The 25,827-nt window shown below is 63.5% G+C and carries 23 protein-coding genes and 1 pseudogene; 12 read left to right on the top strand and 12 right to left on the bottom strand.

Translation table 11 applies throughout. From position 1 onward, the window contains the following. Nucleotides 1-21 precede the first annotated feature (21 nt). The 10 genes and pseudogenes from XI03_RS31700 to XI03_RS31655 all read right to left on the bottom strand — a co-directional run bounded on the left by XI03_RS31700 (nt 22) and on the right by XI03_RS31655 (nt 10,053). Nucleotides 22-3,174 (bottom strand): efflux RND transporter permease subunit, encoded by a 3,153-nt coding sequence (locus XI03_RS31700; protein ID WP_271594299.1) that lies wholly within the window; start codon nt 3,172-3,174, stop codon nt 22-24. Continuing rightward, nucleotides 3,171-4,408 (bottom strand): annotated as a pseudogene (locus tag XI03_RS31695) (efflux RND transporter periplasmic adaptor subunit). Before XI03_RS31695 ends, XI03_RS31700 begins: the two are co-directional and overlap by 4 nt. 64 nt (nt 4,409-4,472) lie before the next feature. Further along, the gene (locus tag XI03_RS31690) at nt 4,473-4,718 is read right to left on the bottom strand and encodes a hypothetical protein (RefSeq protein WP_028143801.1); all 246 of its coding nucleotides are present in this window, start codon (nt 4,716-4,718) and stop codon (nt 4,473-4,475) included. Nucleotides 4,719-5,050: 332 nt separating this feature from the next. Then, nucleotides 5,051-5,608, bottom strand: a complete 558-nt coding sequence (locus XI03_RS31685; protein WP_271594298.1) for an HdeD family acid-resistance protein — start codon at nt 5,606-5,608, stop codon at nt 5,051-5,053. A gap of 172 nt (nt 5,609-5,780) precedes the next feature. Beyond that, entirely contained in the window at nt 5,781-6,266 is a 486-nt protein-coding gene (locus tag XI03_RS31680) for a DUF992 domain-containing protein (RefSeq protein WP_028143799.1), read from the bottom strand. Next, nucleotides 6,267-6,857, bottom strand: coding sequence for a hypothetical protein (locus XI03_RS31675; protein WP_028143798.1), 591 nt, complete (start codon nt 6,855-6,857; stop codon nt 6,267-6,269). Continuing rightward, entirely contained in the window at nt 6,854-7,957 is a 1,104-nt protein-coding gene (locus XI03_RS31670) for an AI-2E family transporter (protein WP_271594297.1), read from the bottom strand. The genes XI03_RS31675 and XI03_RS31670 overlap by 4 nt, the downstream gene beginning before the upstream one ends. A 48-nt stretch (nt 7,958-8,005) precedes the next feature. Further along, a complete protein-coding gene (locus tag XI03_RS31665) occupies nt 8,006-8,248 on the bottom strand; it encodes a hypothetical protein (RefSeq protein WP_038949682.1) in 243 nt (80 codons plus the stop codon). A gap of 30 nt (nt 8,249-8,278) precedes the next feature. After that, nucleotides 8,279-9,718 carry a basic amino acid/polyamine antiporter gene (locus XI03_RS31660; protein WP_271594296.1) on the bottom strand — a complete coding sequence of 480 codons (1,440 nt, stop codon included), beginning with the start codon at nt 9,716-9,718 and terminating at the stop codon, nt 8,279-8,281. A gap of 131 nt (nt 9,719-9,849) precedes the next feature. After that, nucleotides 9,850-10,053, bottom strand: a complete 204-nt coding sequence (locus tag XI03_RS31655; RefSeq protein WP_028143794.1) for a DUF6894 family protein — start codon at nt 10,051-10,053, stop codon at nt 9,850-9,852. Nucleotides 10,054-10,291: 238 nt separating this feature from the next. Between XI03_RS31655 and XI03_RS31650 the strand changes: the two genes are divergently transcribed. Then, nucleotides 10,292-11,002 carry a Bax inhibitor-1/YccA family protein gene (locus XI03_RS31650; RefSeq protein ID WP_271594319.1) on the top strand — a complete coding sequence of 237 codons (711 nt, stop codon included), beginning with the start codon at nt 10,292-10,294 and terminating at the stop codon, nt 11,000-11,002. A gap of 20 nt (nt 11,003-11,022) precedes the next feature. Here the strand turns inward: XI03_RS31650 and XI03_RS31645 are convergent, their stop codons facing one another. Both XI03_RS31645 and XI03_RS31640 read right to left on the bottom strand, forming a co-directional pair. Continuing rightward, entirely contained in the window at nt 11,023-11,526 is a 504-nt protein-coding gene (locus XI03_RS31645; protein ID WP_028143792.1) for a DUF1269 domain-containing protein, read from the bottom strand. 212 nt (nt 11,527-11,738) lie between these two features. Next, nucleotides 11,739-11,939: a DUF3551 domain-containing protein gene (locus XI03_RS31640; protein WP_152102550.1), complete on the bottom strand. Its 201-nt coding sequence runs from the start codon at nt 11,937-11,939 to the stop codon at nt 11,739-11,741. A gap of 290 nt (nt 11,940-12,229) precedes the next feature. On the opposite strand from XI03_RS31640, the gene XI03_RS31635 reads away from it, so the two are divergent. From XI03_RS31635 to XI03_RS31585, 11 genes are all read left to right on the top strand, one after another. Continuing rightward, nucleotides 12,230-13,318 carry an efflux RND transporter periplasmic adaptor subunit gene (locus XI03_RS31635; protein ID WP_271594295.1) on the top strand — a complete coding sequence of 363 codons (1,089 nt, stop codon included), beginning with the start codon at nt 12,230-12,232 and terminating at the stop codon, nt 13,316-13,318. Then, the gene (locus XI03_RS31630) at nt 13,315-16,380 is read left to right on the top strand and encodes an efflux RND transporter permease subunit (RefSeq protein ID WP_271594294.1); all 3,066 of its coding nucleotides are present in this window, start codon (nt 13,315-13,317) and stop codon (nt 16,378-16,380) included. The genes XI03_RS31635 and XI03_RS31630 overlap by 4 nt, the downstream gene beginning before the upstream one ends. Before the next feature lie 143 nt (nt 16,381-16,523). Beyond that, nucleotides 16,524-17,957: a basic amino acid/polyamine antiporter gene (locus XI03_RS31625; RefSeq protein ID WP_095426983.1), complete on the top strand. Its 1,434-nt coding sequence runs from the start codon at nt 16,524-16,526 to the stop codon at nt 17,955-17,957. Nucleotides 17,958-17,983: 26 nt separating this feature from the next. Further along, nucleotides 17,984-19,246 (top strand): arginine deiminase, encoded by a 1,263-nt coding sequence (gene arcA, locus XI03_RS31620; protein ID WP_212475519.1) that lies wholly within the window; start codon nt 17,984-17,986, stop codon nt 19,244-19,246. Nucleotides 19,247-19,391: 145 nt separating this feature from the next. Beyond that, nucleotides 19,392-20,213 (top strand): outer membrane beta-barrel protein, encoded by an 822-nt coding sequence (locus XI03_RS31615; protein ID WP_271594293.1) that lies wholly within the window; start codon nt 19,392-19,394, stop codon nt 20,211-20,213. Between the two features lie 591 nt (nt 20,214-20,804). Further along, complete coding sequence (locus XI03_RS31610; RefSeq protein ID WP_271594292.1) at nt 20,805-22,013, top strand: sensor histidine kinase; 1,209 nt, start codon at nt 20,805-20,807, stop codon at nt 22,011-22,013. Between the two features lie 60 nt (nt 22,014-22,073). Beyond that, nucleotides 22,074-22,697, top strand: coding sequence for a response regulator (locus XI03_RS31605; protein WP_018318087.1), 624 nt, complete (start codon nt 22,074-22,076; stop codon nt 22,695-22,697). A 168-nt stretch (nt 22,698-22,865) separates the two neighbouring features. After that, a complete protein-coding gene (locus XI03_RS31600; protein WP_028143785.1) occupies nt 22,866-23,501 on the top strand; it encodes a response regulator in 636 nt (211 codons plus the stop codon). A gap of 130 nt (nt 23,502-23,631) precedes the next feature. Continuing rightward, entirely contained in the window at nt 23,632-24,978 is a 1,347-nt protein-coding gene (locus tag XI03_RS31595) for a hypothetical protein (RefSeq protein WP_271594291.1), read from the top strand. 12 nt (nt 24,979-24,990) lie between these two features. Then, nucleotides 24,991-25,500 (top strand): DUF2249 domain-containing protein, encoded by a 510-nt coding sequence (locus XI03_RS31590; RefSeq protein ID WP_271594290.1) that lies wholly within the window; start codon nt 24,991-24,993, stop codon nt 25,498-25,500. Then, entirely contained in the window at nt 25,497-25,820 is a 324-nt protein-coding gene (locus XI03_RS31585; protein ID WP_038949673.1) for a metal-sulfur cluster assembly factor, read from the top strand. Before XI03_RS31590 ends, XI03_RS31585 begins: the two co-directional genes overlap by 4 nt. The last annotated feature ends 7 nt before the right edge of the window (nt 25,821-25,827 follow it).

Here is a 25,827-nt window from a genome sequence, read left to right as displayed (position 1 = left end):
AGGGACACCTCCGAAGCCTGCCTAGACTGCATTGCGGTCGGGCGAACTCGGCTGACGGCTTGACTTGAAGGCTGCCTTCGCACGCTCACGCAGGCGCTGGAAAACCACGTAGAGCATCGGCACCATGAATATTCCGATCGAGCTTGCGGCCAGCATGCCGGCGAAGACGGCCGTGCCGACGGCGCGCCGGCTGAGGGCGGCTGCGCCGGTCGCGATCACGAGCGGCAAGAGGCCCAGGATGAAGGCCGCCGAGGTCATCATGACGGCGCGAAAGCGCATATGTGCGCCCTGGATCGCGGCCTCGTCGAGCGGCACACCGGCCTCGCGTTGCTCCTTGGCGAACTCGACGATCAGGATGCCGTTCTTGGCGGCAAGCGCGATCAGGACGACGAGGCCGATCTGGCCGTAGAGGTCGAGATTGAGGCCAGCGATCTTGATGCCGAGATAGGATCCGAGCACGCCGACGACGACCGAGAGCAGCACGGGGATCGGGATCACGGTGCTTTCATAGAGCGCGACCAGGAACAGATAGGCGAAGAGGACGGCGAGCATGAGCACGATGCCGGTCTGGCCGGCCGCCTGCTGTTCCTGGTAGGCGGTGCCGGTCCACGCGAAACCGTAACCCGACGGCAGAACATCCTCCGAGATCTGCGTCATGGCGGCGATCGCGGCCCCGGAGGAGATGCCCGATGCCGGGCTGCCGTTGACGGTCACCGAACGATAGTTGTTGTAGCGGGTGATGACCTGCGGCCCGGTCACGATCTTGAGGCCGGCGAGGGATCGCAGCGGCACCATCTCGCCCGAGCTGTTACGCACATGGATGCGCCAGACATCGGACGTATCGCCGCGATCGAGTGCTTCACCCTGCAGATTGACCTGCCAGGTGCGACCGAACAGGTTGAAGTTGTTGACGTAGATGCCGCCAAGCGTGGCCTGGAGCGCAGTGAAGATGTCGTTGACCGTGACGCCCAGCGCCTGGGCCTTGCGGCGGTCAATATCGAGATAGAGCGATGGATTGGTCGCCGTGAATGTCGAGAACACGCGCGCGAGCCGAGGATCGGCATTGGCCGCGCCGATCAACGCGTTCGTGACGCTGGAGATCGCGGCCGGAGCCTGACCTTCCAGGGCCTGCAATTGATATTCGAAGCCACCGCCGGTGGAGAGCCCGATGATCGGCGGCAGGTTGAACGGCAGCACGTTGGCTTGCCGGATCTGCGCGCCGGCGGCGAAGGTCTTGGCGATCAGCGCCTGTGCGGAATCCGTTGCCGTCTTGCGGTCGGCGAACGGCTTCAGTCGCGCCACCACCAGCGCACTGTTCGGCTCGGAAGCTCCGTCGAGTAGCGAAAAGCCGATCACCGCGAGGACGTGATCGACGGCCGGCATCTGTTTCAAGATGTCCTCGATCTGCCGGGTGATCTCGCTGGTCCGAGCTACCGATGCGCCGTCCGGCAGCTGAACCGAGGTGAAGAAGGCGCCCTGGTCCTCCTCGGGCAGGAAGCCCGTCGGGGTCACCAGCGACAGGCCGAAGATTGCTGCGGCAAAGGCGGCCACCAGGAGAAGCGACAAGGCTGCCATGCGCACGAGCCGGCGGACCGCGCCGCTGTAACGATCCCGCACCCAGTCGATGCCGGTGAGGATGCGGCCGATGATGCCGCGACGCCGTCCTGTGTGACGCAGCAACAGCGCGCAGAGGGCCGGCGACAGCGTCAGGGCATTCAATGCCGAGATCATCATGGCGACGCTGATCGTCACCGCGAATTGGCGGAACAGCGTGCCCGAGATGCCGGGAATGAAAGCGATCGGCACGAACACCGAGAGCAGCACCAGCGTGATCGCGACGATCGGCGCGGTGATCTGGCTCATGGCTTTCTTGCTGGCCGCGGCCGAAGACAGATCAGGCTCCTCCGCCATGACACGCTCGACATTCTCGACCACGACAATGGCGTCGTCGACCACGATGCCGATCGCGAGCACCATTGCGAGCAGGGATACGGTGTTGGCGGAATAGCCGAGCGCGAGCAGAACGGCGAAGGTGCCTACGAGGCTTACCGGGACTGCGACGGCCGGAATCGCGGTGGCCCGCATGTTTCCGAGAAACAGATAGACCACGATCACAACCAGGACGAAGGCCTCGCCCAAAGTCCACAGCACCTCCGTGATCGTGTCCCGGACGAAGGTCGTGGAGTCGTATTGCACGAGATAACCGAGCCCTGCCGGAAACCGGCCGGACAGCCGCTGCATCGTGTCCGCGACCGCGCGCGCGGTGGTCACCGCGTTGGCGCCGGGGGCGAGGTAGATCGCAATCGGAACGGCAGCTCGCCCGTCGATCCGGGCTTCGCTGTCGAGATTTTGCGCGCCCAGCTCGACGCGGGCGACGTCCCTGACCAGCAGCGAGGATCCGTCCCGATCGGCGCGCAGCACGATGTTGGCGAATTGATCGGCGGTGGCGAGGCGGCCCATCGTCTGCACGTTGAACTGGAACTGCTGATCGTCGCTGATCGGCCGCGCGCCAATGCGGCCGACGGGAGCCTGGACGCTCTGTGCGCGAATGGCGGCGACCACGTCCGAGGGGGTCAGGTTGAGGCTGGTGAGGCGCTGCGTATCGAACCAGATCCGCATCGAATAATTCATCTTGGCGAACAGATTGGCCTGGCCGACGCCCGGCGTGCTCGCAATCGCGTCCAGCACGTTGATGATGGCGTAATTGGTGATGAAGAGCGGGTCCTGCCGACCATCTGCACTGTAGAGCACCAGGAACTGCAGGATCGAAGAGGATCGCTTCTGGACGGTCACGCCCTGCTGTTGCACTTCCGTGGGCAATTGCGACAATGCGCTCTGGACGCGATTATTGACGTTGACCGTGTTGATGTCGGGATTGGTGCCGAGCGCGAACGAAACCGTCAGCGTGTAGCTGCCGTCGTTGCCGCTGGTCGACTTCATATAGAGCGCGCGGTCGACGCCGACCACCTGCGCCTCCAACGGCTGTGCGACGCTGCTCTCCACGACCTCGGCGGAGGCGCCGGGAAAGTTCGCGGCTACGGTGACTTGCGGCGGCACGATATCGGGAAACTGCGCCACCGGGATCTGCGTGAGCGCCAGTGCGCCGGCGATGGTGATGACAAAGGCGATCACCATCGAAAGACGCGGCCGGTCGACGAAGACGCTCGATATCATTGGCTGCCGCCCTTGGGGGTTCGGGGCAGGGGAGCGCGCGCCCCTTGCGGAGCCGCCTCGCTGGTTGAATCCTTCATGCTCGACAAGATCAGTGGACTTGCCGGCTCTGGAGAGATGGTTTGTCCGGCGCGAACACGCTGCAAACCTTCCGCGATCACCTTGTCACCGGCCGTCAATCCGCTGATGACGGCAGCGATCGTGGGAGTCGATTGCCCGAGCTGAATGCGCCGCTGCTCCGCCTTGTCGTTTGCGCCGACGACGAGAACGTAGTCGCCGCGCTGGTCGGACAGCACTGCTGAGCGCGGGATCGCCAGCACCTCGATAGGCTGGACTCCTTCGAGGACGACGGTGACGAATTCGCCGTTGGTGAGCTCGTGGACGGTAACGCCCGCCGCCGAGGGAGCGCGCAGGATCGGGTTGGCGATCTCTCCGCGCACCGTGATCGTGTCGGTGTTCTGCGCGATGGTGTTGTCGACGAAATTCAGCTTGCCGGATTGCCCATACATGCGCCCGTCGGGCAGCCGCAATCGGATCGTCACCGCTTCGAGGCCGCCTTGGGGGCCTAGCGTTCGCGCAACTCGAGCCCCTGGCGCAGCGGCACCGGGAACGTGACGTACATTGGATCCTGGCTGACGATCGTGGTCAGCACGCCCGAATTCGGACTGACGATGTTGCCTTCCGTCACGGCCGTGCGTCCGATCTTGCCGTCGATCGGCGCGCTGATGATGGTGTAGTCGAGGTTGATCTGCGAGGCCTGGACCTGCGCCTGTGCAGCTTTGACCTGCGCCTCGAGGCTGCGCTGGCTCGCGAGGGCGGCATCGTAGGTCGATTGCTGCCCGGCCGGTCCGCCAAGCAGGGTGCGGGCGCGCTCGGTGGTCAATTTGGCGTTCTCGAGCGTCGCTTCGAGCTGTGCTACCTGCGCCTGCTTGGCGGCGACATCCGCCTCGAACGGGCCGCGTTCGAGCCGGTAAAGCTGCTCGCCTTTCCTGATTTCCGCGCCCTCGGTGAACAGCCGCTGCTCCAGAAAAGCTGTGACGCGAGCGGCAATATTAACCTGGTTGATGGCCTCGATCCGGCCGAGAAACTCACTGCTCTCGGTGATCGGCCGCTGCGCCGCTTCGACGACGCCGACGGCAGGTGCGGGTGGAGCTGGCTGCGGCCGCGCGGGTTCGCCGGCCAACAATGTCACGAGGCTCGCCGCCAGCAGTCCGAGCCGGACGTCAGCAAGGTTCATCGTCCGCTCCCTGCACAAGGCTCGGAACTGCCGGCGTCAAGCCTCCGCGATTCGACCAGCTGAGCTAGTCCCGCGCGGTTCGGTTACTGCGCGCCGGCTCGTCGTAGCCCTTGCGATGGCTATAGAACATCAGCGCGATCAGGCCGCAGCCGAGCACCAGAACGAGGATCGCAGCCGCCGCCAGCACGATGTTCCCGTATGGCGGCATCGAGGGCGTCGCCCTCCAGACTGACACGCAGAACCAGCTCGCGCCGAGGAAAAGCACTGCCAGCACGGCGACGAGGAGCCATTGGTTCTTGTTGCGTACCATTTCCTCATCCCCTTCGGACTACCAGCGCCATCCGCAATGACGGCGCCCACGATGCCACCAACAAACCCAGCGGCGGCGTCGGCGCGGTCGCGGGCCCCAGCCAGGACGAGACGGGCCCCAGCCGGGTCGCGGCGGAGGTCCCCATTGCACCGGGATGGCGCGATCCTCCGGTGCCCGGCCGGCCCGAGAGAGATCGGGATCCACCGGCATTGCGTCCGCAACACCGATGAGGTGCGCGCCGGACGCTCCGATCGCGGCGGCGGCAATAGCGTTCATCGCAAGGCTGAGGAAGACGCGGCGGCTGGGAGCATCCATGGTTGTTCTCTCCTCTGTTATCCGGTCGTTCGCACCGATTGCAGCGCATAGAGCAGCCATGCCAGGCCATGGGCAATCAGGTCGACGCCCAACAAGAAGCCGAGAGCCCAAGCGCTGATGGTGGGGAAGCCGAACAGGACCAGCACGCCGGCGATCACCGCGAAGACGCCCGAGATCAGCATCATCCATCCGTTCTGCCGCCAATAGGCAAAGCTCAGCACGCATCGAATGACACCCGAAGCGAACAGCACCGCGCCGAGGAAATAAGTCAGGATCAGCGCGCCCGAGACCGGCTGGGTGAGCAGCACGACACCGAAGGCGAGGTAGAGCGCGCCGAGCACGACTTGCCAAAGGAACCCGCCCCATCCCTTGGTCCAGAAGGCGTGGGCAATCTCGAATGCGCCGGCGGCGATCGCGATGAGCCCGATGAGCTTGACACTGACGACGGTGGCGAAGGCAAGGTCGCCGAGCGCGAGCAGGCCGGCGGCCATCAGGACGACGCCGAGGAGTGCACAAACCCACAGCGGCGGAGCAACCACGGCATCGAGACTCCCGCGACTGTCATACACTGTCATGCGATCCTCCTGGGCGGTTACGGCCCGATCGAGCATGCATCGGATCCTAACGTCGAACACCCGACGCCGACATCGGACGAAACCCTGAGCGGCGGGGCGGGAATGTTCTCATCCTCTCCCTGCGCGGACCGGCATCAAGAGCAGACCGAACCGCGGGACCGAGACGGCGGGATCAGAGACCGCCTCGCGGTCCCAATGTCAGATGAGTCACGCCAGCCGCGAGATTGAGCCCGATCGAGCGTTCGACCGAGATCGGCTGCAGCATCACGCTCCTCCGCGAGCCGCCGACCAGGACGTTGGCGCCGAGGCCGGGACCGAATGCAAAATTGCCGCTCGCGCCGACATAACTGCCGCGCAACGTGCCGGGGCCTATCCGCGAGTTCCTGGCGAAGACGGCCCAGGATAGCGCGCCGGCGCTGGTCACACCGATATCAACGCCGACGCGCCGTATCCGTCCCTCGTAGACGTACTGCCGGGGCGGGCGCAGCGCGTTGAACACGCAACGCAGCGCCTGCGTCGATCCAAGCACCAGTCCGACGCGTGGCTCCGAGGAGCACAGGAGCCTGCCGACCCTGAATCTCTCGGCTTGCGCGGGCGAGGTGACGGCGCAAAGAACGACGGATGCGCCGATGGCGGCAAGATATCTCAACGCTTGCATTCAATCCTCCCGTTGGCTCGTGATGTCCCTGGCGGCGCTCTGCGAGGGGCTGCCGTCCTGGCGCCACCAGAACGAGATGGCGAGGCCAATCAGCAGCACCGCCCCGAGCAGGAAGAAGAAGATGGATTGCTTCAGCCAGGATATCGCCGGAACGGCGGCGCCCATCGCAAGGCCAAGGAAGGCGATCTGCAACGACAGCAGGCTCAGGCCCGCAAGGAACGTGCCGAGCGCGAGCAACGTCAGCAGGACGAGTCCCGTTGCAGGGGTCGGAAGCAATTGCTGCACGCCGGAGACCAGCATGATGTTCATCGTGATCAGGACCGCGATCCAGTGCAGGGCCTGCGTCCAGATCAGCCGGATCTGGCCCTCCTTGCCCTCTATCTCCGGCCACTTGGTGACAACGCAGACCACGCCGATGGCGAGCGCCAGGAACTCCCAATAGCCGGTCAACGGCTGGTGCGAGACGTTGGTGTAGGCAACGCCGACGATGGCGAGCAGCAGCGCGACGACATAGGGAAGTTGCTGCCACAGGAAACGGGCCGTTGTCGAACGCGCCGGGGCATCATTCGAATGCGCTTCGAACTCGCTCATGGCTGCTCACTCGCAATCGATCGTGGCTTGGGTCCGCCACCCAGATAGTCCTCGACATAAAACCTGACGATCGCAACCCGACCGATCGCAACCAGCGGCATCGCGACCGCTACGCCCATGACGCCGAACTGAGCGCCGAGAAGGACGATCGCAACCAGTGTCCACGCCGGAGGGGTCTCGACCGCCTGGCGCTGGATCAGTGGGCCGATCACGTAGCCCTCGATCGACTGGATGATGGTGTACACGGCGACCGCCCAGATCAGGAGCGATGCGCCGAGCGGCATCGCGACGAGCGCGATCGGGATCGCGGCAACAATCGGCCCGAGATAGGGAATGAAGTTCGACAGACCGGCTTGAAGTCCGAGCACGAAGGGACCGGGCAGCCCGATGAGATAGAGCGCGAGCCACACGCACAACGTCATCAGCATGATGCGGATCAATTGTCCGACGAACCACAGCCGCATGACGTTGCCCATCTCGTCCATCACGGCGCGCGCACGGGCGCGATGGGAATGCCTGACCAGCGCGATCACGCTTTCGCGGTGGCCGGTGGGATCGAAAGCGAAGAGAATGCCGAGGAACAGGATCACCAGCACGGCGGTCAAGAGGCTCGACGCTCCGCCGAGCAGAAACTGAGCGTGGCTGAAGAACCGGCCCTGATCGGCGAACAGCCATTGTGCAAAGTCGCGGCCCCATTCCGGGCCGAGCAGGTCCACGCCATACGACAGCAGGTGTTCCTGGAGCAGATCAACCTGCGCATCCATCACTTTCAGAAGCAGGCGTGTCTGTTCCGGCAACTTGCGCGCGCCCCAGGCGAGGCCGAAACAAGAGAGCGCGGACAGAAGCAAGACAACGAGCGTCAACCGCCAGGCTCGTTTGAGTGGAAGGACCGGCGCCAAAGCTCGCGCCAATGCGTCCAGAAAGGCGGCGAACAGCACCCCGGCAAAGACAATCAGAAGGCTGGAGACCATTTGCCAGATCAGGAATAAAGCGACGCCGGCGGCGAGGAGGGTGAGACCGACGGCTAGCAGGCTTGGCTGTCCGGCCTCGTCGGCAGCGTTCTCATGCCGAGGGAGCTCTCGGTATTCTTCGGAGCGCATGCCGGAATCGCTGTCAGGTTGATCCATTGAAGGGGCCACTAGGATGTCTCAGGTGCGAAGGCGGCGGCTGCCATAATGCGGGTGTCTGCCGCCGCGATGACGCCAGTACCGGTGCTTTGTTGGATTGGTGTTTGTGTTCGGGGGCGCCTCCTTTTTGGATGTGGCGGTCCCGATCTGCTTTGCCATCGCCGCGCTGTCGTCTTTCGATTGCGCGAGCGTGACGGTGGGCGGCGCCGCGACGGCCAGCAACCCGGCAAGGAGCAAGCTGCAACGCGTGATCGTCATGTTCATGTTCGCCTCCCTACAATCAAAGACGCTGGGTCAGATCGAAATGGCACCGACGGCGAGCCCATAGACTCCACCGCCCGCCGCGATTGCGACCGCCGCAAACAGGATGGCTTCGGTTCTCGTGAATGTGCTTTCCTTGCGCTCGCGTTTGGCCATCAGGAACAGCAAGGTTCCGGGCGCGTAGAGGATCGAGGACAGCAGGAGAAACTTTGGTCCGCCGGCGTAGATCATCGCGGCGGCGTAGAGCGTCGCGACGGCGGCGCGGATCCAATCGGTCGTGCGGGCGCGCTCGCCGGCGTAATAGGTCTCGCCGGTCGATGCGAGCTTGAGGCCATAGGCCGCGACGAGAACGTAGGGAATCAGCGTCATCGCGCTCGTCATCTTCAGTGCGAGCGTGAAGGCATATTCGGCGAACCAGCTGACGAGCAGAAACGCCTGGATCACACAGTTGGTCAGCCAGAGCGCACCGACAGGAACCTTGTTCGCATTCTCACGCGCGAGAAAGGACGGCATCGTGTGGTGCATCGCCGCCGAATGCAGGATCTCCGCGGCGAGCAGCGACCAGGACAGATAGTTGCCGAGGATCGAGATCAACAGGGCCAGGCTGATGAACACGCTGCCCCAGCGCCCGACCATTGATTCCATCACGCCTGCCATCGACGGCGTCGAAAGATCCGCCAGCTCGCTCCGCGGCAACACGCCGTAGGACAGCAGCGTCACCAGGACGAGCAGGCAGAGAACGCTCAAGAAGCCCACCACCGTCGCAATGCCGATGTCGGCGCGATTCCTGGCGTAGCGCGAATAGACGCTCGCGCCCTCGACGCCGACGAACACGAATACGGTAAGCAGCATCGTAGAGCGCACCTGGCTCAGCACCTGCTGGAGATTGGGCGGCTCAGTTCCCCAGAAATTCTGCACCAACAGGTCGCGATCGAGGACGAACGCGGCCACGACGATGAACAGGAGTATCGGAACGATCTTTGCGAAGGTTGCAATCGTGTTGAGCCTGGCCGCGCCCCTGATGCCCCGCAGCACGAGAAAGTGCACACTCCACAAAAGCAGTGTCGCCGATGCAATGGCCGTCGGCGTCGTGCCGTCGCCAAAGATCGGAAAGAACTGCCCGAGTGTGGCCTTGATCAGAATGAGACAAGCGACGTCGGCAAGACAGCAGCCGATCCAGTAGCCGGCCGCCGACGCGAATCCGATGTAGTCGCCGAATCCGGCCTTGGCGTAGGCATAAATGCCGGCATCCAGCTCCGGTTTGCGCTGCGACAGCGACTGGAAAACGAGCGCCAGCATGAGCATGCCCGTCCCTGCGATGATCCATGCGATGATCGCACCGAAGGCGCCGGTGGCACGCCCGAACGCCGCAGGCAGGGCGAAGATGCCGGATCCCACCATCGATCCGATCACAAGCGCGATCAACGCGTTGCGCGAAAGCTCTTGATTGGCCTCGTTCGACGAAGACGCCATGACGGAGAATGGTCTCCCAATCCGCAACGCGGCGATGGTCGCATCTGCCGACCGCCCCCTGCGGACGACCTTAGAAGTGTCTGCCGCATGCGCACATCAGGGATTCTCTGTAGGTGGTGAGGGCAGAAAAATCAGCCGCCGCCCGGGGCTCCGCATGCCGTCTGCGGCGGGCTGGCCACAAGCACGACGCTGCCGCGGCAGAATTCACCGGCCTTGGCGAGCTCGGCGGCAAGGCGTCTGGCGTGCAGGATGGCTGCATCCTGATCTCGGCAGTCCTGTCCGATCCCGTCGGGAAAGAGGCCGTATCTGTCGGCGATGTGAAAGAAGAAGCGCATGGCATGGGTTAGATCGCGACCCGCCCCGGCTTCCAAGTGACAAAGCCGTAAGGAGCATACGCCAAAGGGCTTAGACGTCGTTCCAAGCTCTCGCATCGGTAATGTGCGGCATCTCTGCGATGCCCGCTGTTGCGACAGAGGGTAATTTCCACGGGCGGCATTCGGGTGATTGTCCGATGCCGTTCCGGAAGCCCGAGGATTAGCGTCGTCGCCCCGGCGAAGTCCAGAGGAGGCGGATGTGTCAAATTTCGATCAGAACCTGGCTGCGGCAGAGTCGGCTGGCGGCGCGTCTGCGGTGGACGCTGGCCTGCATGAATATATGCTGCGCATCTACGCACACATGGCCGCGGGCGTCGGCTTGACCGCCGTCGTGGCCTGGCTGACCTATCAGCTCACCGGCCCGGAGCTGCTGCAGAGCCCATTGATGTGGGTCTTCATTCTGGCGCCGCTGGGGCTGGTTTTCTTCATCGGCTCGCGCATCAATACGCTGTCCGTGTCGACGGCGCGGCTGCTGTTCTTCCTCTACGCCGCCTTGGTCGGCGTATCGCTCTCGACGTTGTTCCACATCTACACGAACTCGTCGATTGCCCGGGTCTTCTTCATTGCGGCCGCGAGTTTCGGAGCGCTCAGCGCCTTCGGGTATACGACGCGACGCGATCTCTCCGGGCTGGGCACGTTCCTGTTCATGGGGTTGATCGGCGTCATCATCGCAAGCCTGATCAACATCTTTCTGTCCTCGAGCGCACTTGACTGGCTGATCTCGATCGTTGGCGTCGGCGTATTTGCCGGGCTTACGGCCTACGACACGCAGCGTATCAAGGCGATGTACGACAGCGCGGATGACCATACCGCTGCGGGTCGCAAGTCGGTCATCGCGGCGCTGTCGCTCTATCTGAACTTCATCAACCTCTTCATGATGCTGCTGCGGCTTGCGGGCGGCCGGCGCTGAGACAGGGAGGAACGGCGGCTTCAGGCCGCTGGCCGCTCTACTGCACTCGTCAGCGCATCGCGGAGGAGTTTTTCCTTCGTCTCGTCGAGTGACGTCTTGAGCACGACGCCGCCGGCGCTCTTGATCTCGTTGATCACCTTGTCCGCCGTCATGTGCTTGATCAAGACGAACAAGGCCGCGTTGCCGGGCTGGAGGCTGGTCGACAAGCTCTTCATGAAGGCGTCGTCGATGCCGAAGTCCGAGAGCGCGCCGCCGAGCGCGCCGGACGCGGCGCCCACCGCGACTCCGAGGATTGGGTTCAGGAACAGGACGCCGATGAGAAGGCCCCAGAAGCTTCCCGTCATTGCGCCCATCGCAGTGGTATTGACGAGTTGATTGAGCTTGATGCCGCCCGCGTCCGTCTTCACGGCGATCACGGCGTCGCTGATTGTGATCAGATATTCCTTCTGCAGCTTGAATAGCTGCTGGCGCACTTCTTCTGCCTTTGCTTCCGACGGATACACGATCGCGACAAGATCGGACATTGACACCTCCCGTTGATCCAAATGCGAACCGGAGCAGTCGAAGCTACCGTGCAAGGAGACCCGCCGCGATTGGAGGAAACCCCGGACGTTGGCGGAGGAATGTCCCGATGGGGCAGGCACAGTTGCGGCATTCAGGCCGAATCCGGGTGGCGTACGACAACCAGCAGCACGTCATTTACGCCGCCCGGCCGATATCGGACTGGGCGCTGCCGTCAGCGGCGGCGATTCTGCACGCAGGTGCCCTGCCGTCCGCTCACCGATGCGCGGCATTGGGAACGGGTCTCATACATGCAGTTGAGCATTCCCTTGATCTTCGAGCACCATGCCAGATCCTGCGCTTGTACGGGCGTCGATGGGCCCATCGCGCTGAGCGCAATGAAGATGGCGGCGGACAGCAAAGCCAGCTTTCTCATGTCGATCCTCCTAAGGTCGTGTGAATCATTCGGAGCCTGAGCGGCCGGTTCCCTTGCCACCTGCTGCTTTGGCGAGAGCGCCGCGGCGGGAGCAGGTGCAGCCTTAATGCACCGCTTGCGGCGTCCCCGGTATCGGGTGATTGCCTGACGTTGCCCTGGGAATCTTCTGACCGCTGCTGGAAGGTTCTCCGGACCACGATCGCATCTGTGATGCTCAGTAGATTTACCGATGGAAGGGAGATGATCTATCGACAAGATCGTCAGCGGAGCAGTTGACCGATGATCAAGTCATGCCGATGCGGCCGCTGAACATCGCGCTTGTCGCAGCGGTCACCACGCTGCTGGTTGCCGCCTGTGAAAGGGACCCGGTGGAGGATACGTCCCCGGCGCCACGTCCGGTTCGCACGACCACGGTCGAGAAGCGCGAGCAGTTGACGCCGTTCACGTTTACGGGGCGTATCGAGGCGGAGGACGAGGTAAGCATCGCATTTCGAACCGGCGGGCGGCTGCTTTCGAACAACACCCGGCTTGGTGATCGCGTCCAGGCCGGCCAGCTTCTGGCGCAACTGGAATCGCAGAACGAAGCGAACGCGCTACGCCAGGCGCAGGCGGCGCTTGCCGCGGCGCAAGGCCAGCTCACTCAGGCCCGCAATCATTTCGAGCGTCAGCAGACGCTGCTGGCGCAGGGCTGGACCACCCGCGCCAACTTCGAAGCCGCGACGCTGGCGCAGCAGACCGCCCAATCGCAGCTCGATATGGCCGAAGCCCAGTTGAGCGCAGCCCACGATCAGGTCGGCTTTACCGAGCTGCGCGCCGATGCGCCGGGCAAGGTCACCGAAACCGGCCCCGCCGCCGGCGAGGTCGTCCAGGCCGGGCAGACGATCGCGAAGATCGCTCGCCAGGACGGTCGCGATGCGGTCTTCGATGTGCCCGCCCAACTGGTGAGAGCGGCGCCTGCCAATCTGCAGGTCACGGTCGCGCTCACGGACGATCCGGCAGTGACGGCGCAAGGGCGCGTCCGGCAGGTCGCCGCCCAGGCCAACCCGGTCACGCGGACCTTCGAGGTCAAGGTGGGCCTTACCGATCCGCCGGCTGCGATGCGGCTCGGGGCGACCGTGGTCGGGCGCGCCGAGGCGAGGTCCGGCCCGATGATCGGCATTCCCGCAACCGCGCTGACCAGGATGAATCAACAGCCGGCCGTCTGGGTCTTCGATCCCTCGGCCAATACGGTCTCAGTGCGGAACGTCGACGTGCTGCGGTTCGACCAGGCGCAGGTGATCGTCGCGCAAGGGCTTGATGCCGGCGAGATCGTCGTGACTGCAGGCGTTCAGGCACTTCATCCAGGCCAGAAGGTGCGCGTGCTCGGGTCGGGGCGATGAGCGGATTCAACCTTTCGGAATGGGCACTGGGGCGACGCTCGCTGGTCGTCTACCTCATGCTGATAGCGGTGGCCGCCGGCGTCCTGTCATATTTCCGGCTGGGCCGGAACGAGGATCCGGCGTTCACGATCCGGACCATGATCGTTCATGCCGTCTGGCCGGGGGCGACGGCCGACGAGACGATGAAGCAGCTGACCGAGCGCCTCGAGCGCCAATTGCAGGAGACCCCGCATCTGGATTTCCTGCGCAGCTTCACCCGTCCAGGCCTCACGACCATCTTCGTGAACCTCAAGGGAAGCGCCAATGCGCGGGATGTCTCCGATACCTGGTATCACGTGCGGAAGACGATCGGCGACATTCGCCATACGCTGCCTGCCGGTGTCGTCGGGCCGTTCTTCGACGACGATTTCGGCGACACCTTTGGCATCGTCTACGGCTTCACCAGCGACGGCTTTGCGCAACGCGAGTTGCGTGACCGGGTCGAGGCAATCCGTTCGCAGCTCCTGGCTGTGCCGGATGTCGCGAAGATCGAGCTGCTCGGCGCACAGGAGGAAGTGATCTTCGTCGAGTTCTCCAAGCAGGAACTTGCAAATCTCGGCGTCGATCGCACGGCCCTGATCGCGGCGTTGCGCGCGCAGAACATCGTGATGCCGGCGGGAACGATTCAGACCGGCACCGAGCGGACATCGCTGCGGGTGTCGGGCAGCTTCCTGTCCGAGCAGGACATTGCCGATATCAACTTCGCCGCTGGCGGTCGCATGCTGCGCCTGAGCGACCTTGCGATGGTGCGGCGGGGCTACGCCGATCCACCTCAGTTACTGTTCCGGATCAATGGCCGTCCGGCGATCGGGCTTGCCATTGCCATGCGCGACGGCGGCGACATCCTTGCGCTCGGCAAGAACGTCAAGGCGGCGATGGCGCGGATCACCGCTGATCTGCCGATCGGGATCGAGCCGAGCCTGGTGGCCGACCAGGCCGTCGTCGTGGGCAAAGCGGTCGGCGAGTTCATGACCTCGTTGTTGCAGGCGATCGCCATCATTCTGGTCGTGAGCTTCATCAGCCTCGGTGTTCGTCCGGGTCTGATCATCGCGCTGGCGATCCCGCTCACGCTCGCGATCGTGTTTCCGGTCATGGCGGTCCTTCACATCGACATGCAGCGCATATCGCTCGGCGCCCTGATCATTGCGCTTGCCCTGTTGGTCGATGACGCCATGACGACGACGGATGCCACGCTCATTCGCCTGGCGTTGGGCGACAGCAAGGTCGAGGCCGCCAGCTACGCGTTCCGGACCCACGGGCTTGCCATGCTTGCGGGGACGCTCGTGACAATCGCGGGCTTCATTCCAGTCGGCTTTGCCGCCAGTGCCGCGAGCGAATACACGTTCTCGCTGTTCGCAGTGGTCGCGATCGCGCTGCTGGCGTCCTGGTTCGTCGCGGTGATCTTCGCGCCACTGCTCGGCGTTGCCATCCTTGTCCCGCCAACGCAGAAGGGCGCTACGACTCCCGGACGGGTGTTCCGGCTGTATCGACGATTCCTGATATCGGCGATCCGCGCCAAGTGGTTGACCCTCGGTGGGACGGCCGCGCTGTTCGCCGCCTCCGTGCTCGCGCTGCCGCTCGTCCCGCAACAGTTCTTTCCGTCCTCCGATCGGCCGGAACTGCTGGTCGATCTCAGCCTGCCGCAGAATGCATCGATTTTTGCCAGCGAAACCGCGGCAAAGCGTCTGGACAAGATGCTCACGGGCGATCCCGATGTCGCGCATTGGAGCACCAATGTCGGGCGCGGTGCGATCCGGTTCTATCTGCCGCTCAGCGTCGAATTGCCGAACGACTTCTTCACGCAGGCGGTCGTCGTCGCCAGAGACATGGGGGCGCGTGAGCGGCTCCACGGCAAGCTGGAACGATTCCTCGCCGACGAGTTTCCGAACGCGATCTCGTCGGTGTCTCCGCTCGGCCTCGGTCCCCCGGTCGGATGGCCACTGCAGTATCGCGTCAGCGGTCCGGACGTCGAGCGGGTGCGCGACATCGCGCTCGAGGTCGCACGGATCGTCGGGGCCGATCCGGCCGCCAAGAGCGTGAATTTCGACTGGATGGAGCCCGATCGCCAGGTGCGGATTCGCGTCAACCAGGACGAGGCCCGCCTTCTCGGCCTCAGTTCGCAGACGATTTCCACCGTTCTGAACACCGTGATATCCGGCACGCCGGTCACGCAGGTGCGGGACGATATCTACCTGGTCGATGTGGTGGTCCGCGCAACCGACGAACAGCGCGTCTCGCTGGCGAGCTTGCGCACGTTGCAGATGCCGATCGTGGGCGGGCGAACCGTTCCACTGAGCCAGTTTGCATCGTTCGAGTACGATCAGGAGTTTCCTCTGATCTGGCGACGAGATCGCGTGCCCACGCTCACGGTTCGGGCCGCCATTGCCGACCGCGTGCTGCCGGAGACGGTCGTCAACAGGCAGGCCGCGGCCATGGCAAAGCTGAAGGCGGCGCTGCCGGCTTCATACCGCGTCGTGGTCGGTGGCACGGTGGAGGAAAGCCGGAATTCGCAGGCGTCCGTCATGGCGGTGGTGCCTGTGATGCTGTTAGTCATGTTCACGGTCCTGATGGCCCAGTTGCAGAGCTTTCCGCGATTGTTGATGGTCGTCAGTGTTGCGCCGCTCGGTCTGATCGGCGTCGTCGCAGCGCTGCTGTTGTCGGGGCGGCCGTTGGGCTTCGTCGCCATTCTCGGTGTGCTTGCGCTGCTCGGCATGATCAGCAAGAACGCGGTCATCCTGATCGGTCAGATCGAGGCGGAGCGTTCACTGGGGAAGGGGCCCTGGCTGGCCGCGGTGGACGCCAGCAGTTCCCGCTTTCGTCCAATCATGCTGACGGCCATCTCCACCGTTCTCGGCATGATCCCGATTGCTCCGACGGTGTTCTGGGGGCCAATGGCCTTTGCGATCATGGGCGGCCTGCTGGTTGCGACCGGTCTGACCCTGGTCTTCCTGCCGACACTGTATGTCGCCTGGTTCGGCGGAAAGGAGCAGGCCGAAGCGTCCGGCTCTTCGTCCGCGGCCTGAGAGCGCGTGGGCGGTGAGGGTAATCCCGGACCTCGACTAGGTAATCACCTGATTGGCCATGCGTGCCCCACGGCGCATCGTCCGGGTCGCAGCGAGCGAAGCGGCCGCAACGCCAACCATCACTCGCGGTTCGAGGCCTTCACATGAGCGCGACGCCGTCGATCCAGAAGCTCTCGCTGTTTGCTCTGACGGCCATGGTGGTCGGCTCCATGGTCGGTTCCGGCATCTTCTCACTGCCGCGCACATTCGGCATCGCAACCGGTCCATTCGGCGCCATCTTAGCCTGGTGCATCGCCGGCGGTGGCATGTACACGCTGGCGCGCGTGTTTCAGTCGTTGGCGGAGCGAAAGCCTGAACTCGATGCTGGTGTCTACGCCTATGCGAAAGCAGGTTTCGGCGATTATCCCGGCTTCTTGTCGGCGCTTGGATATTGGATGGGAAGCTGCATTGGCAACGTGTCGTATTGGGTCCTGATCAAGTCGACCTTGGGCGCGTTCTTTCCTGTGTTTGGTGACGGCAATACCGTCATCGCGATCATCGTTGCCTCGATCGGGATCTGGCTTTTCCACTTCATGATCCTGCGTGGCGTGCAACAGGCCGCCGCGATCAACACCATCGTGACCATTGCCAAGATCGTGCCGATCCTGGTCTTTATCGTCATCCTGATCTTCGCCTTCAAGGCCGACCAGTTCCGCGACAATTTCTGGGGCGGCGAGGGCATGCCGGACAAGGGCCTCTTCGAGCAGATCCGCGCGACCATGCTGGTCACGGTGTTCGTGTTCCTCGGGATCGAGGGCGCCAGCGTCTATTCCCGCTATGCCAAGGAGCGATCCCATGTCGGCGCGGCGACGATCATCGGCTTTGTGATGGTGACCAGCCTGATGGTGCTCGTCACCATGCTGCCCTACGCCGTGCTGCCGCGTCCCGACATCGCCGACATGCGTCAGCCGTCCATGGCAGCGGTGCTGGAGGCCGTGGTGGGACATTGGGGCGCGGTCTTCGTCAGCATCGGACTTCTGGTTTCGGTGCTCGGGGCTTATCTCGCCTGGAGCTTGATCTGCACCGAAGTTCTTTCGGCCGCGGGCCGCACCAGGGATATGCCGGCCCTGTTCGGCACCGAGAACGAGAACAAGGTCCCGGCGGCGGCGCTGTGGCTGACCAACATCGTCGTCCAGCTCTTCGTCATCAGCACCTACTGGTCGCGGGACGCCTTCTCGCTGATGCTCAATCTGACGAGCGTCATGAATTTGATCCCGTTTTTCCTGGTCGCGGCCTACGGGCTCCTGCTGGTCAAGCGGGGCGAGACCTATGAGAAGCGTCCGGACGAGCGTCGAAGCGGGCTGGTCTTTACCGGAATTGCGCTGATCTACACGCTCTTCCTGATCTATGCGGCCGGAATGAAATATCTGCTGCTGTCGGCCATCCTCTACGCGCCCGGCACGGCACTGTATTTATGGGCACGCCTCGAGCAAAAGGCGAGAGTCTTCACCTTCGTCGAGTGGATCATCTTCATTGTCGTTGCGATCGGCGCGGTCATCGGCATTCATGGCCTGGCCACCGGCTACATCACGATCTGAACGGAGCGGTTCCGGAGATAGGCCCCATGACAAAGCAGACATCGGATGCAGGGATTTCCTTCGGTGTTCATTCGGAAGTCGGCCAGCTGCGCAAGGTGCTGGTCTGTTCGCCGGGGCGGGCTCATCAACGTCTGACGCCGACGAACTGCGACACCTTGCTGTTCGACGACGTCCTATGGGTCGACAATGCCAAGCGCGATCATTTCGATTTCGTGCAGAAGATGCGTGACCGCGGTATCGAAGTCGTCGAGATGCACAATCTCCTCGCCGACACGGTCGCCATTCCGGAGGCGAGGACGTGGATTCTCGACAATCAGGTGATTCCCAATCAGGTCGGCCTCGGCCTGATTGACGAGCTGCGCGCCTATCTGGAGAGCCTCAAGCCGCGCGAGCTGGCGGAGACGCTGATCGGCGGATTGTCGACCCAGGACTTTCCCGAAGCCCGCGGCGGCGAGACGCTCAGGCTCATCCGCGAAGCGGCCGGCATGACCGAGTATCTTCTGCCGCCGCTTCCCAACACCCTGTACACGCGCGATACGACCTGCTGGATCTACGGAGGGGTTACGCTGAATTCGCTGTTCTGGCCGGCGCGCCACGAAGAGCCTATCCTCGCCGCCGCGATCTATAAGTTCCATCCGGATTTCGCCGGCAAGGTCAATGTCTGGTGGGGCGATCCGACACAGGATCACGGTCTTGCGACGCTCGAGGGCGGCGACGTGATGCCGATCGGAAAGGGCAACGTGCTGATCGGATTGAGCGAGCGCACCTCGCGGCAGGCCATCAGCCAGCTCGCTGCCGCCCTGTTCAAGAAGAAGGCGGCCGAGCGCGTGATCGTGGCCGCCATGCCCAAGCTTCGAGCGGCGATGCATCTGGATACGGTCTTCACGTTCGCCGATCGCGATTGCGTGCTGCTTTATCCGGACATCGTCAACAATATCGCGGCATTTTCCTACCGTCCAGCCGACAGCTCCGCAGGCATCGAACTGCGGAAGGATGAAAAGCCCTTCGTCGAGGTCGTGGCAGAGGCGCTTGGGCTGAAGAAGCTGCGCGTGGTGGAGACGGGCGGAAATGCCTATATGCGCGAGCGTACCCAGTGGGATAGCGGTGCCAATCTCGTCTGCGCATCCCCTGGCGTCGTGTTCGCCTATGACCGCAACACCTACACCAACACGCTGCTGCGCAAGGAAGGCATCGAGGTCATCACCATCGTTGGCGCGGAACTCGGACGTGGTCGCGGCGGCGGTCATTGCATGACCTGTCCGATCATCAGGGACGCAGTCGACTATTAGGCCCGCAGCAGCGGCCCTTGCGGCTGTTTGCGAAGCGATAATCGATCTCATCAACCCATGATTTAATCGAATAACATTAACACGCCACAATCGTGTCACAGCCTGACGCGAATCCCGATGCACGCGACAGCCATCGAGGGACGCCATGCGAAGGTCCAGAATTCTTCTGCCGATCTTTGGTCTGTTCGGCGCAAGCACCGCAGGTGCAGCCGACCTTGATGTCACCGAGTTCAAGACGATCGCGGCCCCTGTACTGTACACCTCCGCACCATCCTGGAGCGTCGTCGGTTCCATCGCGCCCACCTTCACCGACAACGCCCTGTTTACCCGGGACAACCGCAAGTCGGATGTTTACTACGTGCCCGACGTGAGCGTCCGGCTGGACGGGAACCTTAGCAACGACCTGTCGTACCGCCTCTATGCACGCGCGCAATATGAAGCGTTTTCGCGTGAGAAGGACGGCAACTTTGCCGTCGCGCGGATGGGCGGGCGCCTGACCCAAAACTGGGACGGCTGGCGTTTCTCCGCCATTTACGAGCATCGCTACGATTTTGACGGTATCTACCGCGACCTGGCCTTCACCTCGAACGATGTGATGGGCTCGGTTGCGCGTGACTTCCGCTTCGACAACGCGACGTTTTCGCCGTTGCTGCTCCTGACCTATCGATTTTCCGACCTGGCGGAGGCGCGCCGCTGGCGCTTCGACGCCGTGCTCGGTATCGAGGTCAAGCTCGATTCCAAATGGTCGATTGTCAGCACGCCACTGTTCGAGGCTTACTGGTTCACCGATGGGCTCAATAGCGGGCGGCGCGATCAGCTCTATTCGGCAGACGTCGGCCTGAAGTATAATTTTGCGAGCAATGTGTCGCTCACGACGACCGTGCTGTACGAGGCTCGAACGTCGAACGTGCCGCTACGGCGATACAGGGACGTTCGCATCGGCCCTCGTCTGGATTTCGCATTCTGAGAGGTATCCGATCGATGCACGCAAGAGGCTTGTCGCTGTTGATCGGCATTGTTGTGGGCATAGCGGCGGTATCCCTTGCCGCCGCCGATCCACGCGATGCCGTCGATCGAAGCCAGCGTCTTGATACCGATGCGCTTCGGGACGATGCTGCGACAAACCGTTTGACGCTGCCATCGCATCCCCTGCAGATTGCGCCGCCTCCGACAGCTCCAAAGGCAAGGACGGAACGCAGGAGGAAGTCCGGCGCAAATGGTGGCGGCAGCCGCTAGCGCCTCGCTACGTTGGTAGGCATGGCCGCCTATCGGCGCGGGAGTTCGCTGTCTCGGAATTCCGCATTTTTAATCTCTGTTGCGCCAAATTCGAGCGCTTGCGCAGGACGCGAACCGCTTCGCCGCGCAGCGCAGACGCCGCGTCGCGGATTCGAGATTTTAATCCTAAGGAAATGCTACCTCTTGTTGTGGGGCGATTCCAGGGTGTATAATTGGATCGGCTCCAAGGCGCCGCGGGCCGGCGAGGGGACATGTCCCCGAACAGGCGAGCGGACACGGGTGATGCTGTTGTCAGCGTCGCGATGTCGCCGGAGAAGAGTGAGTGCGTATCGTGAAGGTACATGTCTCCCCCGCCAGCGAGTCGCATCGAACCGGCCTCGGGAACTGGCTTCGGACAGGTTCGGAACAATCGATCGAAGCGCTCTATTGGACGTTTTCGGCTGATCTCCTCTTCGTCGTGCGCCCGTCTCCTGAAGGGCGCTTCGTCTATGAGGCGATCAATCCGGAGTTCGGGTCCCGGCTCGGTCTCTCGCCGGAAGACGTTTACGACATGGATGTGTTCGATTGCATGAACGCAGACGACGCTAGAATCGTCTGCCAGGCGCTGGGGGCGTGCGTTGCGGAAGGAGCGGAAATCAGGATCCGGCAGCGTCTCGCGTTCGGCGGCTCGCCCCGGAACGTCGAAACGGTAGTAACTCCGGTCGTTCAATCTTCGTGTGGTGGTGCGGTTCGCTTGATCGGCAGCCACCGCGCCCTGCGCAGCCGCGCGTTCGAGAGCGGGGTCGGACAGGGCAACGGGCTCGACGTGAACCTCGGCCTGGTATCGATCCAGGAAGGCATCCAGCAGCGGATAGCGTCCGATCTCCACGATTCGACCTGCCAGCACCTGATTGCCGCGAGTCTCGGTCTCATGCGGATCCGAGGCAGCATCGGCGAACCGGATTTGGCCGAGCGGCTCTGCGACGAAATCGATGCATCGATCGATGAAGCCCTCCGGGAAATCCGCGCCTTTGCCTATCTGCTGCATCCCCGGAACCTCGCCGGTGAGGGCCTGAAGGCTGCGATCGAGCGGTACGCTGAGGGATTTGCGGCGCGCACGTCGTTGCGCGCGAGTGTCAACATCGTGCCGGATGTGGATCGGTTGCCTTACGAGACGAAACGAACGTTGCTGCGGGTCGTCCAGGAAGCGCTGACGAACGTCTTCCGTCATGCGAACGCGACCGAGGTGGCCATCGTTATCGACACCGCGGACGGCCGGTTTCACCTGACGCTCAGCGACAATGGACGTGGGCTCCCGCCGGGTTTCGGCAGGAGCGCGGTCTCTGTTGGTGTCGGAATTCCGGCGATGCAAGCACGGCTGCACGAGATCGGGGGTACGCTCGATATCCAGTCCAGTCGCGCGCCCCGGCATGCCGGCACGGTGCTGTGTGCAGTATTTCCCTATGCTCCCTCGGCGAACAGGGCCAATCGCCGCGGGGCCACGACAAATGCAAGGGCCCGCGCAGGCGCACAATCAGCGAAAAAACACTAACTGCGGGGCGGCGGGCCGGGGTCACGGTCCATCGCCGATGCGGATTCGGAGTGCTCTGCCATGAAGCGAATTCTTATCGCGGACGATCATGAGGCGGTACGGTCGGGCTTGCGGGCGGTGCTCGAGCAACGGGTGGATTGGGAGGTGGTCGCCGAGGTGAATGACGGCGGCATGGCGGTAGCAGCCGCGATCGAAAGCCGGCCCCATGTCGCCATCGTCGACTTCTCGATGCCGCGCATGACCGGTGTCGAGGTGGCGCGGCGGATCAGAGAGTATCCGCTGCAGACTGAGGTGCTGATCTTCACGGTGCACAATTCGGGCTTGCTTGCCCAGCAAGCATTCGAGGCGGGGGCGCGTGCATTCCTGGTGAAGTCCGACGCCAACAAGCTGCTTGTCGCAGCTGTCGAAGCCTTGTTGCTGCACCGGCCGTTCTGGCCCCGGAAGACCGAACTCGACCATGCGCCGCGGACCAACGGCGAGCGGCATCACGAACTCACGGCCCGCGAGCAACTGGTCGTCAAGCTGGTCGCGGAGGGATACAGCAACAAGGGCATCAGTGCGATCCTCGACCTCAGCGTCAAGACCACCGAGGCCCATCGGGCAGCAGCGATGCGCAAGCTGGAGGTGAACTCGACGGCGGGGCTGGTCCGGTACGCCGTTCGGACCGGGCTGGTCGAGGCGTGAAACGGCGATATTAGCGAGCAATACGGGCGTCGGTACCTTCGCCGGGAGATATCAGGGTTTTGTGGGATAACGATTCCAGCCACGCTCCCTATGATCGTTCGACTGTGCTGCCGGTTTGCTGCCGGTATCGGCCCGGAAGCGCAAGGGTCGGCCAACGGGAACGACACGGTGAAACGCATCTTGATTGCGGATGATCATGAAGTTGTGCGTTCCGGGCTGCGTGCAATCATCGAAGCGCATTCCAGCTGGATCGTGAGCGGCGTGGCGACCGATGGCGAGCAGGCGGTCGCGCTGGCGCTCGAGACCAGGCCGGACATCGTGATCGTTGACTACTCCATGCCGGTCATGAACGGGTTGGAGGTCAGTCGCCGCCTCAAGGCACTCCACCTTGGCGCGCAGGTCCTGATCCTGACCATGCACGAGAGCGAAGAGCTTCTGACCGAAGCCATTCTGGCCGGGGTGCGCGGCTTTCTGTTCAAGTCAGACGCGCGCAAGCACCTCATCTCCGCCATCGAGGCCCTGCTCGACGGCAGGCCCTACTTCACCAGCATCCTGCTGGAGAGGCTGCTGCACGACTACCAGGGCAACAAGGAGAATCGGGCCGACATGCTGCTGACTTCACGCGAGCAGAGCGTGGTCCAGCTGATCGCGGAGGGGCATACCAACAGGTCGATCAGCTCCATCCTGAAACTGAGTGTGAAGACCGTCGAGACCCATCGCGCCTCGGCCATGCGCAAGCTCAGGATGTCGTCCACCGCTGAGCTCGTCCGCTACGCGATCCGCAAGAAGTTGGTCTTGCCCTGAACAGATGCTGACGTCGGCAGTCGCGAAAGGCGCCGGAGTTTGCGCCTCGACAAAGTGGTCGTGACTGCAACCGCTTACCTTTTCGGGTGCTGACACGGGGTTTCGTGTTGCACGCGATGGGAAGCAAGCCGTGATTGGAACCAGCCTCTGTAAATGGGCCATCAGCTACTTCGCGGTCGCAATCGTATGGCTGCTGCTCGCGGAAGTGCTTGTTGTCGCCGGGTTCGGCTTTCCGAACCACGACATCGGCGGGCCGGACACGCTCGTCATCGTGCACATGGTTAGCATTGGCTGGTTGAGCACGGTCCTGTGTGGCGCGCTGTTCCAGTTCGTGCCGGTGCTGGCCGCAAGGCCGCTCTATGCGGAGCGCTGGACACTGCCGGCTCTGGCGCTGCTGACGCTTGGGCTGACCATCCTGCTCGCGGGCTTCCTGACGCTTGGCGGGCACTTCAACGGGTCGCCCCGGCTGCTTCCGGTCGGCGCGAGCCTGCTGATTGCCGGCTTCGCGTTGGTCGTTGCCAATCTCGGCATGACGCTCTGGTCGGCCCGTCCGCTGCCGGGGCCGGCGCGGTTCGTCGCAGCCGGGCTGGGCTGCATCTGCGTCACGGCGGCATTCGGCGGCATGTTCTCTCTCGTGCTGTCCGGAACCGCTATCGGCGCGCAATGGCCGGACCTGCTGGTGTCGGGCGTTCCGATCCACGCCATTGCCGGGCTTGGCGGATGGCTGACCTTCACGGCCATGGGGGTCAGCTATCGCCTGCTGGCGATGTTCATGCTCGCGCCCGACAGCGACGCGCGGCTGGGCCGGCTGGCCTGGCTTGCCGGCATTGCCGCGCTGGCCGTCGGAGCTGTCGGCGGCGTGCTCGCACTCTGGCGTGCGACCGGGGTGAATTTGGCGCTTCTGCTGGCAGGAGCCGCGGCGCTGCTGTCGCTAATCGCCTACGGCCGCGACATGCTCGGCCTGTACAGAGCCCGCAAGCGTCGCGCGCTCGAGCTCAACACGCGCATGAGCCTCGTTGCGCTGGCGAGCCTCGTCGCAGTCGCAATCCTCGGCGCCGTCTTCCTTGCGACCGGTTCTCTCCAATCGCATGTCGGAGCGCTCGCGTTCCTGGTCGCGTTCGGCTGGCTCACTGGCCTCGTGCTCGCCAATCTCTACAAGATCGTCCCGTTCCTGACCTGGCTCGAGACCTACGGTCCGGTGATGGGCAGAGTGCCGACGCCCCGCGTGCAGGATCTCGTTGACGAGCGCCGCGCGTTGAAATGGTTCATGCTGTTCTTTGCCGGAAGCTGGGCGGCAACCTTGATGCTCCTGGTCGACGCGGCACTCGGCTTCCGCGTCGCCGTCGCGGCCGTGACGCTTGCGACGCTCGGCCTAGGCGAGGAGCTCATCAGGGCAAGGCGGCTTGCGGACGTGTCGGAGCCGCTGCGCCTGCCGACGGGAGCAGTCGTGCCCCATCTGTTGGTCTCGCGAAACTGAAAGGAGACTGCAATGACCCAATTCATCGACGTCGATGTCCGGCCGATCCTGCGTGCAGGCGGCGAGCCGTTCTCGATCATCATGGCCGCGCTCGCGCGGCTCGAGCCCGGGGAGGGGCTGCGGCTCTATGCCCCCTTCAAACCGGTTCCCCTGTTCGACGTCATGGCGAGCAAGGGCTTTGCGCATCGGGAGGCCGAGCTCGAAGGCGGCGAATGGGAGATCCGGTTTCTGCCGGACGACGGTTCGTCCGATGCGGCTGAACCGGCGCCCGCGGCGGCGAGTGGTGGCGATTGGCCGGAGCCCGCGGTTCATCTCGACAACCGCGACCTCGATCCACCGGAGCCGATGGTCCGGATTCTGGCTGCAATGGAGCGGCTCGCCCCCGGGCAGACCCTCTTCGCCTTGCTCAGTCGTGAACCGGTCTTCCTGTTTCGGGAGCTGACCAAGCGCGGCCATCAATGGCGCGGCGGCTTCACACCGCAGAACGACACCTATCAACTGACCGTGAGGGTTTGCGCATGACGATCAACGACGACGATCTCGTGGCTCAGATAAGGCAGGCGCTGAAGGTCGTGATCGATCCGGAGCTCGGGCACAACATCGTCGACCTCGGCTTCGTCTATGACGTGTCGATCGACGACGGCGCCGCGCACATCACCATGACGGCGACGACGCCGGGTTGTCCCGCCGCATCCTTTCTCAAGGAGGGCGTCGCCAACAGCGCGTGCCTGGTTCCTGGCGTGGAATCGGTCGACGTCACCATGACGTTCGAGCCGCCCTGGCAGCCCTGGATGATCTCGCCAGGCGTCAAGGCGTCGCTCGGTTTTGCTGAGGTGAACTGATCCGGCG

This window comes from Bradyrhizobium sp. CCBAU 65884 (genome assembly GCF_028128835.1).
Lineage (GTDB): Bacteria > Pseudomonadota > Alphaproteobacteria > Rhizobiales > Xanthobacteraceae > Bradyrhizobium > Bradyrhizobium ottawaense.
This window is presented reverse-complemented; position numbering and strand designations above follow the sequence as displayed.

Excerpts from the sequence above, each read along its gene's own strand:
- XI03_RS31700 (WP_271594299.1), bottom strand. The coding sequence starts at position 3,174 with ATGATATCGAGCGTCTTCGTCGACCGGCCGCGTCTTTCGATGGTGATC.
- XI03_RS31615 (WP_271594293.1), top strand. The coding sequence starts at position 19,392 with ATGCGAAGGTCCAGAATTCTTCTGCCGATCTTTGGTCTGTTCGGCGCA.
- XI03_RS31590 (WP_271594290.1), top strand. The coding sequence starts at position 24,991 with ATGACCCAATTCATCGACGTCGATGTCCGGCCGATCCTGCGTGCAGGC.
- XI03_RS31665 (WP_038949682.1), bottom strand. The coding sequence starts at position 8,248 with ATGAACATGACGATCACGCGTTGCAGCTTGCTCCTTGCCGGGTTGCTG.
- XI03_RS31635 (WP_271594295.1), top strand. The coding sequence starts at position 12,230 with ATGCCGATGCGGCCGCTGAACATCGCGCTTGTCGCAGCGGTCACCACG.
- XI03_RS31675 (WP_028143798.1), bottom strand. The coding sequence starts at position 6,857 with ATGAGCGAGTTCGAAGCGCATTCGAATGATGCCCCGGCGCGTTCGACA.
- XI03_RS31660 (WP_271594296.1), bottom strand. The coding sequence starts at position 9,718 with ATGGCGTCTTCGTCGAACGAGGCCAATCAAGAGCTTTCGCGCAACGCG.
- XI03_RS31685 (WP_271594298.1), bottom strand. The coding sequence starts at position 5,608 with ATGACAGTGTATGACAGTCGCGGGAGTCTCGATGCCGTGGTTGCTCCG.
- XI03_RS31630 (WP_271594294.1), top strand. The coding sequence starts at position 13,315 with ATGAGCGGATTCAACCTTTCGGAATGGGCACTGGGGCGACGCTCGCTG.
- XI03_RS31640 (WP_152102550.1), bottom strand. The coding sequence starts at position 11,939 with ATGAGAAAGCTGGCTTTGCTGTCCGCCGCCATCTTCATTGCGCTCAGC.
- XI03_RS31585 (WP_038949673.1), top strand. The coding sequence starts at position 25,497 with ATGACGATCAACGACGACGATCTCGTGGCTCAGATAAGGCAGGCGCTG.
- XI03_RS31655 (WP_028143794.1), bottom strand. The coding sequence starts at position 10,053 with ATGCGCTTCTTCTTTCACATCGCCGACAGATACGGCCTCTTTCCCGAC.
- arcA (WP_212475519.1), top strand. The coding sequence starts at position 17,984 with ATGACAAAGCAGACATCGGATGCAGGGATTTCCTTCGGTGTTCATTCG.
- XI03_RS31625 (WP_095426983.1), top strand. The coding sequence starts at position 16,524 with ATGAGCGCGACGCCGTCGATCCAGAAGCTCTCGCTGTTTGCTCTGACG.
- XI03_RS31690 (WP_028143801.1), bottom strand. The coding sequence starts at position 4,718 with ATGGTACGCAACAAGAACCAATGGCTCCTCGTCGCCGTGCTGGCAGTG.
- XI03_RS31670 (WP_271594297.1), bottom strand. The coding sequence starts at position 7,957 with ATGCGCTCCGAAGAATACCGAGAGCTCCCTCGGCATGAGAACGCTGCC.
- XI03_RS31680 (WP_028143799.1), bottom strand. The coding sequence starts at position 6,266 with ATGCAAGCGTTGAGATATCTTGCCGCCATCGGCGCATCCGTCGTTCTT.
- XI03_RS31645 (WP_028143792.1), bottom strand. The coding sequence starts at position 11,526 with ATGTCCGATCTTGTCGCGATCGTGTATCCGTCGGAAGCAAAGGCAGAA.
- XI03_RS31605 (WP_018318087.1), top strand. The coding sequence starts at position 22,074 with ATGAAGCGAATTCTTATCGCGGACGATCATGAGGCGGTACGGTCGGGC.